General features: G+C 69.9%; 11 protein-coding genes. 6 read left to right on the plus strand and 5 right to left on the minus strand.

Features of this window, described 5'->3' with window-relative positions:
- The first annotated feature begins 271 nt into the window (after positions 1 to 271).
- On the plus strand, positions 272 to 499 hold the full coding sequence (locus IU459_RS17575; RefSeq protein WP_195130618.1) for an FmdB family zinc ribbon protein: 228 nt from the start codon (positions 272 to 274) through the stop codon (positions 497 to 499).
- A gap of 316 nt (positions 500 to 815) precedes the next feature.
- Here the strand turns inward: IU459_RS17575 and IU459_RS17580 are convergent, their stop codons facing one another.
- Both IU459_RS17580 and IU459_RS17585 read right to left on the minus strand, forming a co-directional pair.
- Positions 816 to 1,091, minus strand: a complete 276-nt coding sequence (locus tag IU459_RS17580) for a SelT/SelW/SelH family protein (protein ID WP_195130619.1) — start codon at positions 1,089 to 1,091, stop codon at positions 816 to 818.
- Positions 1,092 to 1,109: 18 nt separating this feature from the next.
- Positions 1,110 to 1,499: a YchJ family protein gene (locus IU459_RS17585; protein ID WP_195130620.1), complete on the minus strand. Its 390-nt coding sequence runs from the start codon at positions 1,497 to 1,499 to the stop codon at positions 1,110 to 1,112.
- 295 nt (positions 1,500 to 1,794) lie between these two features.
- Here IU459_RS17585 and ctaD point away from each other — a divergent pair, with 295 nt between their 5' ends.
- On the plus strand, positions 1,795 to 3,552 hold the full coding sequence (gene ctaD, locus IU459_RS17590) for an aa3-type cytochrome oxidase subunit I (protein WP_195130621.1): 1,758 nt from the start codon (positions 1,795 to 1,797) through the stop codon (positions 3,550 to 3,552).
- Here the strand turns inward: ctaD and IU459_RS17595 are convergent.
- Both IU459_RS17595 and IU459_RS17600 read right to left on the minus strand, forming a co-directional pair.
- Positions 3,549 to 4,037, minus strand: a complete 489-nt coding sequence (locus IU459_RS17595) for a hypothetical protein (RefSeq protein WP_195130622.1) — start codon at positions 4,035 to 4,037, stop codon at positions 3,549 to 3,551. The two genes, ctaD and IU459_RS17595, sit on opposite strands and share 4 nt — an antisense overlap.
- A gap of 34 nt (positions 4,038 to 4,071) precedes the next feature.
- Entirely contained in the window at positions 4,072 to 6,516 is a 2,445-nt protein-coding gene (locus IU459_RS17600; RefSeq protein ID WP_228838062.1) for an ATP-binding protein, read from the minus strand.
- A gap of 434 nt (positions 6,517 to 6,950) precedes the next feature.
- Between IU459_RS17600 and IU459_RS17605 the strand changes: the two genes are divergently transcribed.
- The 4 genes from IU459_RS17605 to IU459_RS17625 all read left to right on the plus strand — a co-directional run bounded on the left by IU459_RS17605 (position 6,951) and on the right by IU459_RS17625 (position 14,764).
- Positions 6,951 to 9,830, plus strand: coding sequence for an SWIM zinc finger family protein (locus IU459_RS17605; RefSeq protein WP_195130623.1), 2,880 nt, complete (start codon positions 6,951 to 6,953; stop codon positions 9,828 to 9,830).
- Positions 9,827 to 10,927: an ATP-binding protein gene (locus IU459_RS17610; RefSeq protein ID WP_195130624.1), complete on the plus strand. Its 1,101-nt coding sequence runs from the start codon at positions 9,827 to 9,829 to the stop codon at positions 10,925 to 10,927. The genes IU459_RS17605 and IU459_RS17610 overlap by 4 nt, the downstream gene beginning before the upstream one ends.
- Positions 10,924 to 13,518: a DUF5682 family protein gene (locus tag IU459_RS17620; protein ID WP_324198910.1), complete on the plus strand. Its 2,595-nt coding sequence runs from the start codon at positions 10,924 to 10,926 to the stop codon at positions 13,516 to 13,518. The genes IU459_RS17610 and IU459_RS17620 overlap by 4 nt, the downstream gene beginning before the upstream one ends.
- Positions 13,519 to 13,609: 91 nt before the next feature.
- Positions 13,610 to 14,764 carry a VWA domain-containing protein gene (locus tag IU459_RS17625; protein WP_195130625.1) on the plus strand — a complete coding sequence of 385 codons (1,155 nt, stop codon included), beginning with the start codon at positions 13,610 to 13,612 and terminating at the stop codon, positions 14,762 to 14,764.
- Between the two features lie 467 nt (positions 14,765 to 15,231).
- Here the strand turns inward: IU459_RS17625 and IU459_RS17630 are convergent, their stop codons facing one another.
- Positions 15,232 to 16,062 (minus strand): phosphatase PAP2 family protein, encoded by an 831-nt coding sequence (locus tag IU459_RS17630; RefSeq protein ID WP_195130626.1) that lies wholly within the window; start codon positions 16,060 to 16,062, stop codon positions 15,232 to 15,234.
- Positions 16,063 to 16,508: the final 446 nt, after the last annotated feature.

Below are 16,508 nucleotides of genomic sequence, written 5' to 3' on the forward strand. Positions count from 1 at the left end.
ATGCTGGCGCACGACTCGGGCGGCGCGCAAACTCGGAGACCATGGACATCCGCCTTCGTCCGGCCGTCCCCGCCACAATCTCACCGACCCCGTGCCGGAACCCTCGCCACCCTAGCGGCCGATGTTGTCGGATGTCGGCGCCGCTGCCGTCCGGGGCCTCGATGATGCCTTTCATGACCGCGCCGCCCAGCCAGCGCTACGGAGGGCGGCGCGAAGGGTTCGGCACAGCTCGATCCGAACGCGTCCTGGGCGCAGACCCTAGAATGAGCGGATGCCGAGTTACAGCTATCGGTGCCGCAGCTGCGGCGACACGTTCGAGGTGACCCGCCCGATGGCGGAGTCGTCGGCCCCCGCGGCCTGTCCTTGCGGGCATGACGACACAGTCAAGTTGCTGACCACGTTCGCCACCGTCAGCCGGGGCGGCGGCAACGCGCCCGCGCCGAGCCCCGCGGCGCCCCCGGCGGGTGGCGGATGCTGCGGTGGCGGCTGCTGCAGCTGATTCCCCCATCCAGCCGCGGCAAGTTCAATCGGTCGCCGCCGGGCCTGCAACACCCGGACGGGGACAGCTGCTGCTGACTCCGGCGCCAGCCGCTGCGGCTTCAAGCGGGCCCCGCGGTACGCCGCCAGCGGGCCGCCGCTGACTTCGCTTCGGTCGCCGCGGGTTCAATCGCGCCCACCTCGGGGCCTGCGCGGACCCGCCGGGCTGCCGCTACCGCTGACCTTGCTTCGGTCGCCACGCGTTGCATCGGGCTCGCGCGACGCCGTGGCGCCCGCGGCGTCCTGTTGCTGCCGGATGCGCGGGACACCTGCGGGTTTCAGTCGCGCCGGTCGACGTGACCGAGGTCGCGCTCCGGGGCCACTCGGTCGCGCACCCGCTGCTTGAGCACCGCGATGTCGGGGAAGCCGCCGTCGGATTTGCGCTCCCAGATCTGTTCGCCGTCGACGGTGATCCGGAAGACCCCGCCGGAACCGGGGATGAGCGCGACCTCACCCAGTTCGGTGGCGAACGTGCTGAGCAATTCCTGCGCCATCCAGCTCGCCCGCAGCAGCCAGCGGCATTGGGTGCAGTACTCGATCGCGACGCGTGCCATGCCCGCTGACGCTACCGGTCAGGCGTCGTGCGTGCCGTCCAGGTAGGCCCAGGCTCCGCCGGACCGGGCGAATCTGCTGGTCTCGTGCAGTGTGCCGCGGCCGTCCGCGTCCCGGTAATGAGCGACGAACTCCACGGTGCCGGTGTCGTCGAACAGGCCGCCGTGCTCGGTGCGGGCGATCTCCAGGAAGAGCCAGCGTTGTACGGGATCGAGAGCCAGTTCCCGGGGACGAGTGCGCGGATGCCAGGAGCGCAGCAGGTAGTCGGCGTCGCCCACCGCGAACGCCGTGTACCGCGACCGCATCAGCGCCTCGGCGGTGGCGGCGGCGCGCTCGCCCCGCAGTACCGGACCACAGCAATCGTCGAATGCCTCGCCGCGCCCGCACGGGCACCTGCGCGGCCCACTCATACCGTGCGCGCTTCCGAATGAGCGGATCGTCGATCGTCACGCAGGCTTGTGCTTCCGGACCCGGCGCTTCCCGGCCGCCTTTCGGAGTCGGCAAGCCGTCTGTGATTACGCGGGCTGCTCCCGGACCTGACGCTCATGCGCACGATCTTGCCGCCGCTCGCATCAGGCACGCCCGGCGGGTATCAATTTGTGCGGCTTTTTTCGCGGGGCGCGGAGTATAGCGACCGGAACTGTGATTTGCTTCCTATAGACGTCGAATTGGTCCTGAGTCTGAGCTGCGTTTTCAGGAGGATCGTTGACTGAGGTAAAGCCCCGAGCAACGCCCGAACTGGAGGCGGTGCGCCCCTATCCGGCCAGGTTGGGCCCGAAGGGCTCCTATATCTGGAAGATGGTGACGACCACCGACCCGAAGGTGCTCGGCGTCATGTACTTGACGACGTCGGTGGGCTTCTTCATGGTCGGGGGCCTGATGGCGCTGTTGATACGCGGTGAGCTGGCACAGCCCGGCCTGCAGTTCCTCTCGACCGAGCAGTACAACCAGCTGTTCACCATGCACGGCACGATCATGCTGCTGTTCTATGCCACTCCGATCGTGTTCGGCTTCGCCAACGTCGTCCTGCCGCTGCAGATCGGCGCGCCCGATGTCGCCTTCCCGCGGTTGAACGCCTTCAGTTACTGGCTGTATCTGTTCGGCGCCACCATGGCGACCTCGGGGTTCATCACCCCGGGCGGCGCGGCGGATTTCGGCTGGACGGCGTACTCGCCGCTGACCGACATGGTGCACTCCCCGGGGGTGGGGGGCGATCTGTGGGTCATGGGGCTGGCGGTCTCCGGTCTGGGCACCATCCTCGGTGGTGTGAACATGCTGACCACCGTGATCTGCCTGCGCGCGCCCGGCATGACCATGTTCCGGATGCCGATCTTCACCTGGAACATCACCGTCACCAGCATCCTGGTTCTGCTGGTCTTCCCGCTGCTGACCGCCGCGCTGTTCGGCCTGGAGGTGGATCGTCGCCTAGGTGGCCACATCTACGACCCCGCGACCGGCGGAACTCTTTTGTGGCAACACCTGTTCTGGTTCTTCGGCCACCCCGAGGTGTACATCATCGCGCTGCCGTTCTTCGGCATCGTCTCGGAGATCTTCCCGGTGTTCAGCCGCAAGCCGATCTTCGGTTACACCACGCTGGTCTACGCCACCATGGGCATCGCGGGCCTGTCCATGGCCGTGTGGGCGCATCACATGTTCGCCACCGGCGCGGTGCTGCTGCCGTTCTTCTCGTTCATGACCTTCCTCATCGCGGTGCCGACCGGCGTGAAGTTCTTCAACTGGATCGGCACGATGTGGCGGGGGCAGCTGACCTTCGAATCGCCGATGCTGTTCGCGCTCGGCTTCCTGGTGACGTTCCTGTTCGGCGGTTTGTCCGGTGTCATCCTGGCGAGCCCGCCGCTGGACTTCCACGTCACCGATTCCTACTTCGTCGTGGCGCACTTCCACTACGTGCTCTTCGGCACCATCGTGTTCGCCACCTTCGCGGGCATCTATTTCTGGTTCCCGAAGATGACCGGGCGCATGATGGACGAGCGCCTGGCCAAGTGGCACTTCTGGACGACGTTGGTGGGGTTCCACACCACCTTCCTGGTGCAGCACTGGGTGGGCGCCGAGGGCATGCCGCGCCGCTACGCCGACTACCTGCCCACCGACGATTTCACCCTGCTGAACATGATCTCCACGATCGGCGCCTTCGTGCTCGGCGCCTCGATGCTGCCGTTCCTGTGGAACGTCTTCAAGAGCTACCGCTACGGCGAAGTCGTCACCGTGGACGATCCGTGGGGTTACGGCAACTCGCTGGAGTGGGCCACTACCTGCCCGCCGCCGCGGCACAACTTCTACGAACTGCCGCGCATCCGCTCCGAGCGGCCCGCGTTCGAGCTGCACTACCCGCACATGATCGAGCGAATGCGCGGCGAGGCGCATGTCGGCTGGGGTTCGGGCAGGCATTACCAGGCACTGGCCGACAGCGAAACCCGAACCGATGCGAGCAAGCCGACCTAGCCACGGTGCGCGTCGACGGCAGCCAGCTCCGCGGCGAGAGCGAGGGTCTGTTCGCGCCAGCGGCGCAGATCGGTGACGCTGGGCGCGAGTTCGTAGTCGTGGTGGTGCGCGGCACGCGACAGCGCCGCCCACAGCACCGCGACCCGCGCCGCAACGTCCGGTCCCGCGAAGGCGCGCAAGGCGATCAGCTGCGCTCGCATCGGACAGCGGACCAGCGCGGGCGCCAGCCGCAGCCACACTTCGTCGACGGCCTGTTCGAGGGCGATCCGCAGAATCCACGCCGTCGCCCGCGACCACAACCCGCCCGCGTCGGTCACCGCTCCGGCGAGCAGCAGATCCACGGTCTCCAGCCGCTCGGCTACCGACGGATGGTCGGCGAGCTTGCGACGTCCGCCGTTCTCGCGCCCGCGTTGCCCGTGCCGAGACGGCCGCCCGCGAGCCCCGTGGCCGCGGCGCGCGCCGGTGGGGCGACGCCGCCCACTCATGCCCGCGCCTCGGCGCTCGGCTCCGGCACGCGCGTCACCGGGCCAGCCACGCGACGAACTTCTCCGTCTCAGCGATCAGCTCGCGCATGTCGCGCCCGATCGGCACATGTGCCCCCGCCGTGGCGTCGCGCAGTGCGTCCACCACCCACCGTCCTTCCCGCGCGATGAGATTCTTGTTCAGATCGTCCACTTTGCTGCCGACTCCGAACACCGCCAGCGCCACCTTCGCCCTGGTGGAGTGCGCGGCGTCGATGTGGCGTTCCACCTCGCTGTGGTTCATGCCCGCCGCGAGCAAAGTGCGTCTGGCTCTGGCCAAGCTGGCCGCCTCCACCGCGGAGCGGCAGCACGTGGCCACCAGTTCGTCGGCGATCGCCGCGGGTAGCTGCGGAGTGCGCACCAGGGCGCGGGCGTCATCGAGGTACCGGCGGATCGGGTCGCTGGACACTCGCACTTCGACCACCGAACGGTCGCGGCGCTGCACCTCGAGCACGGTCGCGTCGAGCTGCATTCGCCGCACCGCTTCAGCGAGGCGCTCGTCATGGGTGAAGACCACCACCTGACGGCTCCACGCGACCGTCGCGAGTACCTGGGCCAGGCCGTCCACCTTGGCCGGGTCCATCGCCTGCACCGGGTCATCGATCATGACGAACCGAAACGGGCTCTCCTCCACCGTGGCGCGCGGCAGGAACAGCGAAAGCCCGAGCGCGTGCAGCTCACCCTGGCTCATCACACCGAGCGCGGCGCCGTCCACCTCGTCTACGGTCACATCCAGAAGCACGCGACGCGCGGTGCCCGTGTTGCCTTGCAGGCGGATCGCACCCAGCTCGACATTGCTCTGCTGCCGCAGCGTGCGCCAGACCCACCGGGCCGTGGTCTCCAACGGCGTCATCCGCTCGCCGCGCAGGCCCGCGGTGGCCGACTTCAGCCAGTCCTCGGCCTTCTTCACGGTGCGCAGTTCGGGCGCGTGCGCGGCGACCTCGCGCGCACCCTCCAACCAGTTCACGATCCGCGGGACCAGCGGCGTCCACACCTCGTCCAGGCGGTCGAGTTCCTTGCGCGTGCCCTGTTGCAGCAGGTCGAGCTCATCGACCAGCCGCGCGTGCGCTCGGCGGAGCCGGTCGGGCAGATCCGCTGTGTAGTCGGTGGTGGTCAGCGCGGCCCACTCGGCCCAGGCTTCGCGCACCGCGGTGGTGTCCACGGACGGCGGGTTGCGCGGGTCGAAATCCAGTTCGGCCGGGACGAGTTCCGGCAGCGCCCGGGCCGCCCGCACGGCGTTGCCCAGTTCGACGCGAGCGGTGGTCAGCGCGTCGACGCGGGCGGCGAGCTGCGCTATGGCGGAGTCGGTGTCGCGCGCCCAGTCTCGGTCGAGCGCGCCCCGGCCGCATACCGGGCACGGACAGGTCCCGCTCGCCGCCTGGTGTTCCCGCGCCTTGCGCAACAGCTCGAGCACGCGCAGATCGGCCTCGGCGTCGGCGGTGGCGCCTTCGGCGAGCGCCGAGCCCCAGGTTTCGAGACGGGCCGCGACCGCCTCCACTTCCGTGTCGGCGGGCAGCGCGAGCCGCACGATCGCCCGCAGGCCATCCCGACCGGCCGGGTCGTCTACCGAACCGAGCACCTCGCGGCCGATGGCGGCGAGATCCGGCTGTGCCGGTCGCAGCAGACCGGCCACCCGTACCGCCCGGTCGTCGGCCACCGCGGCGAGTTGTTCGAGCAGTTCCAGTCGTTCCTGGCGGGAATCCCGGACGGCGCGTTCCAGTTCCAAGCGCCGCATCCGGATGCGTTCCTGCGCCAGGGTCAGTTCGTCCAGCCCGAGCAGCTGGTGCAGCGCGTCGAACAGGTCGCTCGGCTTGCCGTCGACCAGCGCGCCGAGTTCGCTGTAGGACAGGAACGGTCGGTAGAGCTCGAGTTGCGCCGCCCACGGGGCGGTGTCGAATTCGGTTGGCGCAGTGGGCGGATAACGCTGGGTCCAGTTCGCGTCGGACAGGTCAGCGTCGGCGGCCCATTCTTTCGCGATGGTCAGCCGCGGCGCGTCGCCCGCCGTGAGCAGTTCCAGCTCGATGCGGGCCGCGGCGCCGTCGTGCAGGTTGCGCCACCCTTCCCGCCACGCCGCCGACCGGCCGTCCCAGCGACGGTTCCCGCCCGTCAGAGCCAATTCGGCGGCCTCGGCGAAACTGGATTTACCGCTGCCGTTGCGGCCGACGACGAGGGTGAGGCCGGGACCTGGCGGAAGGTGCAGTGTGGTCTCCGGCCCGATGCCGCGGAAGCCGCGGACGCGAATGGCGCTCAGGAAGATGCCGGAGTGCTCGAACATCGTTGGCGCGTCATCGGATTCGGCGGCGCCCAAGGCGCGCAGCACGGTGCGCGTGATCGACGGCGTCGCCGCGGGGTCCTCGGCGAGACGCCTGGTCACCACCTCCGACAACCGGGGTGGCGCATCGGAAGGACCGCCGGCCTGGACGGCACCGGGATCCATGCGCATGCGAACAACCCCTCCACATCGAGCCGCTACACGTCCTCCGACCCCGTGCGCGGCGCCTTTGTCGAAGCTGTGCGAAACGCTACCCGATCGCGTCCGAATCGCCCACCGTGCCCATGCGAATCTGCCCGCGGGGATGGATATGGTCATCGGAACGCCTGCGCCGCGTCTCGATGTCCACCCCTCGCGCCAACCCCGGCGGGCAGCTCGATGGTGTCAACACCCGTCCGGGTGGCTCGGTCGAGCCGAACAGGACAGGATGCCAGAGCACGCCATCCGGCGCAACATTTGCCGGACCGGCGAATCCGGCGCCCGGACAAGCGGTTCCGTGCGCGACCCGGCACCGGGCGCCGCACCTGTCGGTGCGCTGCGGTAGAACTCGGGTGAACCGAGGAATGAAGGAAGGCGATGAGCCACCACCGAGCTGGAGCCGTCCGATGACAACGCCGTGGACCGAAGACCAGGTCGCGGCGGTGGCGCCGGACGCGAGTTCGCTGTCGGCAGCGCGCAAGCTGGTGGGCCGCTGGCGCGAGAGCGGGCAGCACGGCGACGCCCTGTGGGGGCGATGCCAGGGCAGCGGCGCCACGCCGTACCAGACGATCATCGATGTGTCCGGTCCCGCGTATCGGTGCTCCTGTCCGAGTCGCAAGTTCCCCTGCAAGCACGCGCTGTCGCTGTTGCTGCGGTGGGCCGCGGGCGAGGTTCCGTCCGCCACGGAGATCGCGGACTACGCGGCGTCCTGGATCGGCGGCCGTGCCGCGCGAGCCACCTCCGCCGGCCGGTCCCGCACCCCGAACCCGGCCACCGCCGAGCAGCGCAGAGTGCGCGTGACCGCTGGGTTGGAGGAACTCGATGTCTGGCTCGGGGATCAGGTGCGCACCGGTCTCGCCCAGAGCGACCGCTCGTTTCGCGCGTTCGAGACCATCGCCGCCAGGATGGTCGACGCGCAGGCCCCCGGCATCGCCGCGGCGCTGCGGCAGCTGCCGACCACGGTGGCCACCAGAACCGACTGGCCCGACATCGTGCTGCGCGAGTACGCGCGCATGCACCTGCTCGTCGCAGCGCACCGCCAGCTCGACGCGGCGCCGCCCGCGCTGAGCGCCAGCATCCGCACCCACATCGGCTATCCGAACCCCGCCGAGGCGGTGCGCGCCGAACCGCCGGTCCGGGACCGATGGATGGTCTTCGGTCTGCGGGTCACCGAGGAGGAGCGCCTCTACACCAGGCGCACCTGGCTGTACGGGCGCGTGACCAGGCGATGGGCGCTGATCGTCGACCATTCCTTCGGTTCCCCGAGTTTCCCCGCCGACCTTCCCGCGCTGGGGCAACTGGCCGACGCGGAGCTGCATTTCTATCCGGGCACGGCGCCGCTGCGGGCCCTCTGGGGCGAGCGGCACGGCCCTGCCGAACCCTTCACCACGCTGCCGGCAGACGCCGAGCGGCCGGCCACCATCGCCGCCGCGCTGGCCGATCACGCCGCGGCGCTCGGCGCGGATCCGTGGCTGCGTTCCTGGCCGATGCTGCTGGTCGACGTGGTGCCCGCCCGGACCGAACAGGGCTGGTACGTCACCGAATCCGACGGCACCGCGCTGCCCATCCGCGCCACCGAGGGCCCGTGGACGCTGCTGGCCGTCTCCGGCGGTCATCCCGTAACGGTGCTCGGTGAGTGGAACGCCGATGGGCTGGCGCCGATTTCGGTATTCGCCACCGGCGAGGTGATCGACTTGGCGCGCGCGGACCCGTTCGGACCGGATGTGCCGCGATCCCCCGATGGGCGCACGGTGAACGCCGCGCATGCGGCGAGCGCCGATCTGACCTCCGCGGCCCTGCTTGGCACCGCGCGCCGGACGCCGGATCTCGCCGCGCTGGCTCCCGCGGTAGCGCGGGCGGCGGATCGGTTGTCGGCCGACCCGGCCCTGCGGCTACTCGAATCCGCCGCTCTGCAAGATCTTTTCAGCCGCGGCGGGGTCGCGCCGGCCGCGGCGACCGCACCGGAGCCCGCGGCCGACGATGCCCGGAGGCTGCTGCCGCGCCCGGCGGCCGGCCGTCTCGCACGCATGCTGAGGGAGCGCTCGGCTTTCCTTCCCGAGTGGTTCGACGCGGCGGCCCCGCACGACTATCGGGCCCCGGACGCGCTGTGCGAGCAGCTGCTCGAGCACGCGAAGATCAACGCCACCCTGCGCGAGTCCCTGCTGCGCCTGGCGGGCGCGCGTGGCAGCTGGCTGGCCGCGCAGCATCCGCAGTGGCGTGACCTGGTGCGGCGGCCCGCAGCCACGGATTCCGCGGACACCTGGCGGTTCGGGCAGCCGCCCGAGCGGCGCGACTGGCTGGCCCGGCTACGACGCGACGACCCCGCCGCCGCAAGGACACAGCTCGCGGCGGCGTGGCCGAAAGAATCCGGTCCGATCAAGGCCGAACTGGTCGCCGTGCTCGCCGACGGCCTCGCTCGAGCGGACGAACCGCTCCTGGAAACGGCGCTGGACGACCGGCGTGCGGATGTGCGCCGTACCGCGGCTGGACTGCTCGCGCTGCTGCCGGAATCGGCGTTCGCCGGGCGCATGCGCGCCAGGGCCGGCGCGTGGGTCCGCGTCGAGCACCGCATACTGCACACGAATCTGGTTCTCGCGCTGCCCGATTCGCTCGACAGTGGCACCCAGCGCGACGGCATCACCGACCGAACGGTCGAATTCGCCTACCGCTGGAACGGCGCACCCGACGTACCCGCCGCCTGGCTGCGGCAGATGGTGGCGGCGACCCAACTGTCGCACTGGGCGGCGCTGCTCGGCACGCCGGAGCAGGCGGTGCGGGCCACGATCGAGGACCGGTTCCGGCAACCGGTCTTCGATGGCTGGGTGGATGCCGCACTGGCCCAACGTGATTCGTCCTGGGCGCGAGCACTGTTCGATGCGGGCGTGCCGACCGACCTGGCGATGCTGCGCAGGCGGGAGCTGTTCGCGCTGCTGCCGCTGCCGGATCGGACCGCGCACCTGGTGCGGTTGGACGGCTCTTGGCTCTCCGAGATCGAGGCGCTGCTGCCCGCGATGGGGCATCCGTGGCCGGAAGCGCTGGCGCAGCATGTGATCCTGCTGCTGTTCGAGCGGGCGCGCGCGGCGGCGCGGCGCCCGGACGCGCACGGCGTCTCCCCGAACGCGCACCGCTCACTGCTCGCCTCGGCCGCCGTCCACCTCCCGATAGCCGCCGCGGCCACGCTCTCCGCGATCGCGCGCCGATGCGACGATCCCACCTGGCAGCGGACCTTCGACCAGCTCGCCCACGACCTCAACCACCGCTCGATGATGCTCGAGGAGTTGCAGTGACCACCACCGAACCTAATCCGGACCTGCTGCGCCCGCACGCCGAACAGGCGTACGCCGACGAGCTGCGCGCCCTCGCCGCCGCCGACGACCGGCCCCGCCCGCCGTCCTGGCGGCTGTCCCCATGGGCGGTGGTCACCTACCTGCTCGGCGGCGCCTTGGACGACGGCACCGTGATCACCCCGAAGTATGTCGGCCCGCGCAGGCTGATGGAGGTGGCGGTGGCGACGCTGGCCACCGACCGGGCGCTGCTGCTGCTCGGCGTACCCGGCACCGCCAAAACCTGGGTTTCGGAACATCTTTCCGCCGCCATCAGCGGTGCGTCGACGCTGCTGGTGCAGGGCACGTCGGGCACCGCGGAGGAGGCGATCCGGTACGGCTGGAACTACGCGCGGCTGCTGGCCGAAGGACCGAGCGAAGGCGCGCTGGTGCCGTCGCCGGTGCTGACCGCCATGCGCACCGGCGCCATCGCCCGGATCGAGGAGCTCACCCGCATCCCCTCCGACGTGCAGGACGCGCTGATCACCATCCTCTCGGAGAAGACCTTGCCGGTGCCCGAACTCGGCATGGAGGTGCAGGCGGCCAAGGGCTTCAACGTGATCGCCACCGCCAACGACCGCGACCGCGGGGTGAACGAACTGTCCTCCGCGTTGCGCCGCCGGTTCAACACGGTGGTGCTGCCACTGCCCGCGAGCGAGGACGAGGAGGTCGCCATCGTCAGCAGGCGGGTCGAGCAGCTCGGCTCCGCTCTGGAACTGCCCACCGTGCCCGCGGCGGCCGAGGAGGTGCGGCGGGTGGTGCGGGTATTCCGCGAGCTGCGGTCGGGCAGCACGGCCGACGGCCGCACCAAACTCAAGTCGCCCTCGGGAACACTGTCCACCGCCGAGGCGATCTCGGTGATCACCAACGGCATCGCGCTGTCGGCCCATTTCGGCGACGGAGTGCTGCGCGCCTCCGATATCGCGGGCGCCGTGCTCGGCTCGGTGATCAAGGACCCGGTGGCCGACGCGGTGGTGTGGACCGAGTACCTGGAGGCCGTGGTGCGCGAGCGGCCGGACTGGTCGGATTTCTACCGCGCCTGCCGTGAGGTCACCGGGTGAGTCCCGAATCCGCGCCGGTGGCCAGGGTTTTCGGCATCCGGCACCACGGTCCCGGGTCGGCGCGTTCGCTGCGCCTGGCCCTGGAGGCGTTTCGCCCCGACATGATCCTCATCGAGGGCCCCGCCGACGCCGATCCGCTGGTGGGCTACGTCGCCGCCGAGGGAATGACCCCTCCGGTCGCCCTGCTGGCGTACGTTCCGGATACACCGGCCAAGGCGGCGTTCTGGCCGTACGCGGTGTTCTCCCCCGAATGGCAGGCGCTGCGCTATGCCGTGCGCAACGAGGTGCCGGTCCGATTCTGCGATCTCCCCGCCACCATCGCGCTCGCTGTGGAGGACGAGCCCGGTGACCGGTTCGATCCGCTCGCCGCACTCGCCGAGGCAGGCGGCTACGACGACGCCGAACGCTGGTGGGACGCGGTCGTGGAATCGGTGCCCGACGCGGACGCGTTCGAACCGATCACCGAGGCGATGGGCGCTCTGCGGGAGTCCGCCGAGCGCAGCGGGCGCGAACGAGAGCACGCACCAACGCGCGCTGACGAACGGGCGAATGTCGAGGAGCCGCACGACGAGGCCGTTGACGAACGCACAGCCGACGTCGAGCCCGCGAAGAACCAGCCAGCCCACGTCGAACGCGGGAATGACGAAGCAGCCGACGGAGAACCGGCCGGCCCAGCGGCCCGCTCCGAATCCGCGGCCGGCCGGCCGGCCGGCGCCACGTCCGCGAACGGCCGATCAACGCACGACGAACCCGCGCGCGGTCGATCCATGCCGGGTCTGTCCGGCCACGACGAGCCAGCGCGGGACGAATCGGCGGAGGTCCGAGCGCCGGAACCGGATTCGGTCGCGGAGGCACTTTCCGACACCGAACTCGTCCGCCGACAGCCGTACGAGCCGATCACCATCGACGCCCACACCCTCCGCCGCGAAGCCTATATGCGCCAGACCATGCGCAAGGCGCTCAAGGACGGTGCGACGCGGCTGGCGGTGGTGTGCGGCGCATGGCATGCGCCAGCGCTCACGGGCGCGCTCGGTCCCGCCGCGCCGGATGCCCGGCTGTTGAAAGGACTCCCGAAGACCAAAGCCCGGCTCACCTGGGTGCCGTGGACGCACTCGCGGCTGTCCACCTCCTCCGGGTATGGAGCCGGGGTCACCTCGCCGGGCTGGTACCACCACCTGTTCACCGAGACCGAGCGGCCGATCGCCCGGTGGCTGACCAAGGTCGCCGGGGTGCTGCGCGGTCACGACCTGCCGGTCTCCAGCGCGCACGTCATCGAATCCGTCCGTCTCGCAGACACCCTCGCCGCGCTGCGCGGACGGCCGCTCGCGGGATTGTCGGAGGTTACCGAGGCGACCCGATCGGTGCTGTGCGGCGGCGACGAGACGATGCTGCGGCTGGTGGTGAGCGAACTGGTGGTGGGCGAAGCGCTGGGCGCCGTGCCGGAGCAGACGCCGACCGTGCCGCTGGAGGCGGACCTGCGCGCCACGATCCGTTCGCTGCGCATGAAGCAGGAGCCGCTGGCCCGCACTGTCGACCTCGATCTGCGCAAGGAACGCGAGGTCGCGCGCTCGCGCCTGTTGCACCGGCTGCGCGTGCTGGAGATCGACTGGGGCACGCTCACCACGAGCGATGTGCGCAGCACCGGAACCTTCCGGGAAACTTGGACACTGGAGTGGCGCCCCGAGTACGCCATCTCGATCATCGAGGCGTCTCGCTGGGGCACCACCATCCGCACCGCCGCGGAGGCGAAGATCCTCGACACCGCGGGCAGCGCCGACCGCACCGTCGGCGAGCTCACCGCCGCGCTGGAGGTGGCCCTGCTCGCCGATCTCGGCGGTGCCACCGACGGGCTGATCGCCCGGCTGGAGTCCACCGCCGCACTCGACCACGACGTCACCCACCTGCTCGCCGCGCTGCCCGGCCTGATCCGGACACTGCGCTACGGCGACGTGCGCGGCACCGACACCAAGGCGCTGGCCCACGTCGCCGACGGACTGCTGGTGCGCATCTGCGCCGGCTTGTCCGCGGCGGTCACCGGGTTGGACACCGACGCCGCGACCGAGCTGCGCACGCTGCTCGACGCGGCACACACCGCCATCCACACCAGAGACGACAGCTGGGCAACCGGCGAATGGCTGGCTGCCCTGCACCGCGTCGCCGATCGCGACGACGTGCACGGCGCCCTCGTGGGTCGCGCCGTCCGCCTGCTCGCCGACGCGGGCCGCATCGACGAGGCCGAATCCGCACGCAGGCTCTCCGCCGCCCTGTCGGTGGGCAATCCGGCCGCAGCCAAGGCGGCCTGGATCGATGGGTTCGTCGGTGGCCGCGGACTGCTGCTCGTCCATGACCGAGAGTTGTTGCGGCTCATCGACGACTGGCTGCGCGGACTCGGCGAGGAGACATTCGTCGAAACACTGCCGCTGCTGCGCCGCACCTTCGGCGCGTTCGAATCCGGCGAGCGCCGCGCACTCGGGCAGGCGGTGCGCGACGGCGGGTCCGTCGCTGTCTCCTCGGCCGCGGCGGGTCTCGACCTGGACCGCGCGACCGCCGCAGTACGCACCGCCGCAGAGATTTTGGGAGTGACGGTATGAGCGAGCCGATCATCAACACAGCGCGCATGGCGCATGCTGGAGCCGAGCGCCGGCGCGGCGCAGGCATGAGCCATTGCGGAAGGCGCACCGCATGACCGACGAAACACAAGCCAGACGTTGGCGATTGGTGCTGGGCGCGGCGGCGGAGGAAGGGCTCGGCGGGCTGGGTTCCAGTGCGGACGCGGCCATGGACCGGGCGCTGTCCGCGCTGTACAACACCGACGAGACCTCCCCCGGAAAACGCACCGGCGGGTTGCAAGGCTCGGCTCCGCGCGTGGCCCGCTGGCTCGGTGACATTCGCAGCTACTTCCCCTCCACCGTGGTCGAGGTCATGCAGCGCGACGCTGTGCAGCGGCTCAACCTCACCCAACTGCTGCTGGAGCCGGAGCTGCTCGAAGCGGTGGAGCCGGACGTGCACTTGGTCGGCACTTTGCTGAGCCTGAACCGGGTGATGCCCGAGACCACCAAAGCGACGGCGCGCATGGTGGTGGAGAAGGTGGTGCGCGAGATCGAGCAGCGCATTGCGGCACAGACCGTCGCCGCCGTCTCCGGCGCACTGAACCGCGCCGCGCGCGTCACCCGGCCCCGACTGCGAGATATCGACTGGGACCGCACCATTCGCAAGAATCTCGCCACCTATCTGCCCGAGCATCGCACCGTGGTACCGGAACGCCTGGTGGGCTATGGCCGCAAGGCACAGGCGGTGCGACGCGACGTGGTGCTCGCCATCGACCAGTCCGGCTCGATGGCCGCCAGCGTCGTGTACGCGTCGGTGTTCGGCGCGGTGCTGGCGTCCATGCGCTCGCTGCGCACCTCGCTGGTCGTCTTCGACACCGAGATCGTCGATCTGACCGACAAACTCGACGACCCGGTGGAGGTCCTGTTCGGTACGCAACTAGGCGGCGGCACCGACATCAACCGCGCCCTCGCCTACTGCCAGTCGCTGATCACCCGCCCCGCCGACACCCTGTTCGTCCTGATCTCCGACCTCTACGAGGGCGGCATCCGCGACGAGATGCTGCGCCGCATCCACGCGATGCGCGAATCCGGCGCACAGATCGTCGTGCTGCTCGCCCTGTCCGACGACGGCGCCCCCGCCTTCGACCACGAAAACGCCGCGGCCCTCTCCGCCCTCGGCATCCCAGCCTTCGCCTGCACCCCCGACAAATTCCCCACCCTGCTGGCCGTAGCCCTCGACCGCGGCGACGTCCAATCCTGGGCCAACGCCAACGCCGCACACCGTTAGCCGAGCACGTGGCCGAGCCCCCTCTCGCGCGCGTATCCCCGTCGTGCCGAACTTCGGCCCGAGGCGGCGACCACCTCCTGCTCGCACCATCGCGCGGTCAGGTCAAGCTGGACGGCCGGATGCTTCCGGGATGCGAAGGCAGTCGGCAAGTTCTCGCTGCGAGCCGATGACTCGAAGCGGGTGTGGACAGTTCGTCCACACCCGCTTCGGAGACCGTGAAGTCGACACTGTGCGAAGTCGACCATTGAGCGACCATCGATCGGTCGACGACGTCGACCGCGCGGGGGTCAGTTGGTGAAGCCCTCCAGGAGGGAGACGACCTGGACGGCGAGATTCAGCAGGGTGTTCAGAACGGTCATCGGTTCCATGGCAACTCCTTGTCCGGGCTGGCGAACAGGACGGCTAGGCGATCGTACGCGGACGAGACGGTTTTCCACGTGATCGCCACCGGCGTGTACCGGATCGGCTCAATTGCTGCTCAGAGCGGTTTTCCGCGGAACAGGACCCATGATGCCCCAGGCGGTGGCCGCAGCGGGGACCAGGAACGGATGCAGCGCGGCCGACAGAGCTAGCAACAGCATGGCAACGATGGCGTCGAGCCAGTAGTGGTTGGCCGTGCCCACGACCACGAGCAGGGTCAGCGCGGGGTGCGCCAGGGCGAGCCAGCGCCATCGCGTGCGCGTGGCGGCGACCATCGCGACGGCAAGCAGCAGCGCCCAGCCGACGTGCAGCGACGGCAAGGCGGCGAACTGATTCGACAGCCCGCCGGAATCGACCTCGCCGTATACGGATTGGCCGTACAGCGCGGCCAAGTCGACAAAGCCGCGATCAGGGAGCATCCGCGGCGGCGCCAGCGGGACCAGCATGTGTACCAGTAACGCCGCACCGGTCAAAGCCACCATCAGGTTCCTGGTCCAGCGGTAGTGTTCGGGCCGAAACACCCACAGCCATAGCAAGACTCCGGCAGCAACCGTGAAATGCGCGCTGGCGTAATAGAAGTTGGCCGGGACGGCGAGAAAGTCATGGTCCAGAAACAATCCCTGGACCTTCCGCTCCCCCAGGAAACCGAGTCGCTCCTCCAACCCGAGCACACTGTGCGCGTTCGCCATCGCACGACCGGTGTCGTCAGCGGTCACCAGGCGCCCGGCGCGATAACCGAGGTAGAGCACAGTGATCAGCCCGAGCTGCCCGATCGCCTCCGCACCGCGACCGCGCACAGCCGCTCGAATCCGTTCGACGACCCCGCCCGGCGCGAACTCGACTCCCACACCAGGGCCGCCTAGACCCACGGCAACCATCGCACGGCCTCCTTCCCCGTTGAACCAGGCCGATGCCCTGCATTAAGTGGAGCAATAACCTCCGTTTAAACTAGCAGTACCGAACCGACAACTTCAGCAGTATGTGACCGGGCATACACGCGCCGCTCCGACAATTGAATTCGCTTGCCCCCAACGAGAATTCGCGATACCCGCGGCATGCACCCGGCTCAGCGACAACCCGATCGCGAACGCATCGCATTAGGCGAATTCCGTTGGAGTCGGATACGAGTTCGAGCGGGAGCAGGTTGCGAATCAGCACCCGGCCCACATCCGGCGCGGTCCGAGTCCCGTCGCCTCGCGGAGATCGTCCGACAAACCGGCCTCCGCCGGGACGACGGGCTGATCACGTCGGCGAATCAACTTGACTTGGAGTGCGCTCCAGGTCGTAGCGTCACGGATCGTGAGCGCGGCTCACCATCGAATTT

Origin of the sequence: Nocardia amamiensis (assembly GCF_015477605.1) — a bacterium.
Classification (GTDB): Bacteria; Actinomycetota; Actinomycetes; order Mycobacteriales; family Mycobacteriaceae; genus Nocardia; species Nocardia amamiensis_A.

What these genes read in the sequence shown, in the direction of transcription:
- IU459_RS17585 (WP_195130620.1), bottom strand. Translation starts at nt 1,499, where the DNA reads ATGAGTGGGCCGCGCAGGTGCCCGTGCGGGCGCGGCGAGGCATTCGAC.
- IU459_RS17630 (WP_195130626.1), bottom strand. Translation starts at nt 16,062, where the DNA reads ATGGTTGCCGTGGGTCTAGGCGGCCCTGGTGTGGGAGTCGAGTTCGCG.
- IU459_RS17600 (WP_228838062.1), bottom strand. Translation starts at nt 6,516, where the DNA reads ATGCGCATGGATCCCGGTGCCGTCCAGGCCGGCGGTCCTTCCGATGCG.
- IU459_RS17575 (WP_195130618.1), top strand. Translation starts at nt 272, where the DNA reads ATGCCGAGTTACAGCTATCGGTGCCGCAGCTGCGGCGACACGTTCGAG.
- IU459_RS17595 (WP_195130622.1), bottom strand. Translation starts at nt 4,037, where the DNA reads ATGAGTGGGCGGCGTCGCCCCACCGGCGCGCGCCGCGGCCACGGGGCT.
- IU459_RS17625 (WP_195130625.1), top strand. Translation starts at nt 13,610, where the DNA reads ATGACCGACGAAACACAAGCCAGACGTTGGCGATTGGTGCTGGGCGCG.
- IU459_RS17605 (WP_195130623.1), top strand. Translation starts at nt 6,951, where the DNA reads ATGACAACGCCGTGGACCGAAGACCAGGTCGCGGCGGTGGCGCCGGAC.
- IU459_RS17580 (WP_195130619.1), bottom strand. Translation starts at nt 1,091, where the DNA reads ATGGCACGCGTCGCGATCGAGTACTGCACCCAATGCCGCTGGCTGCTG.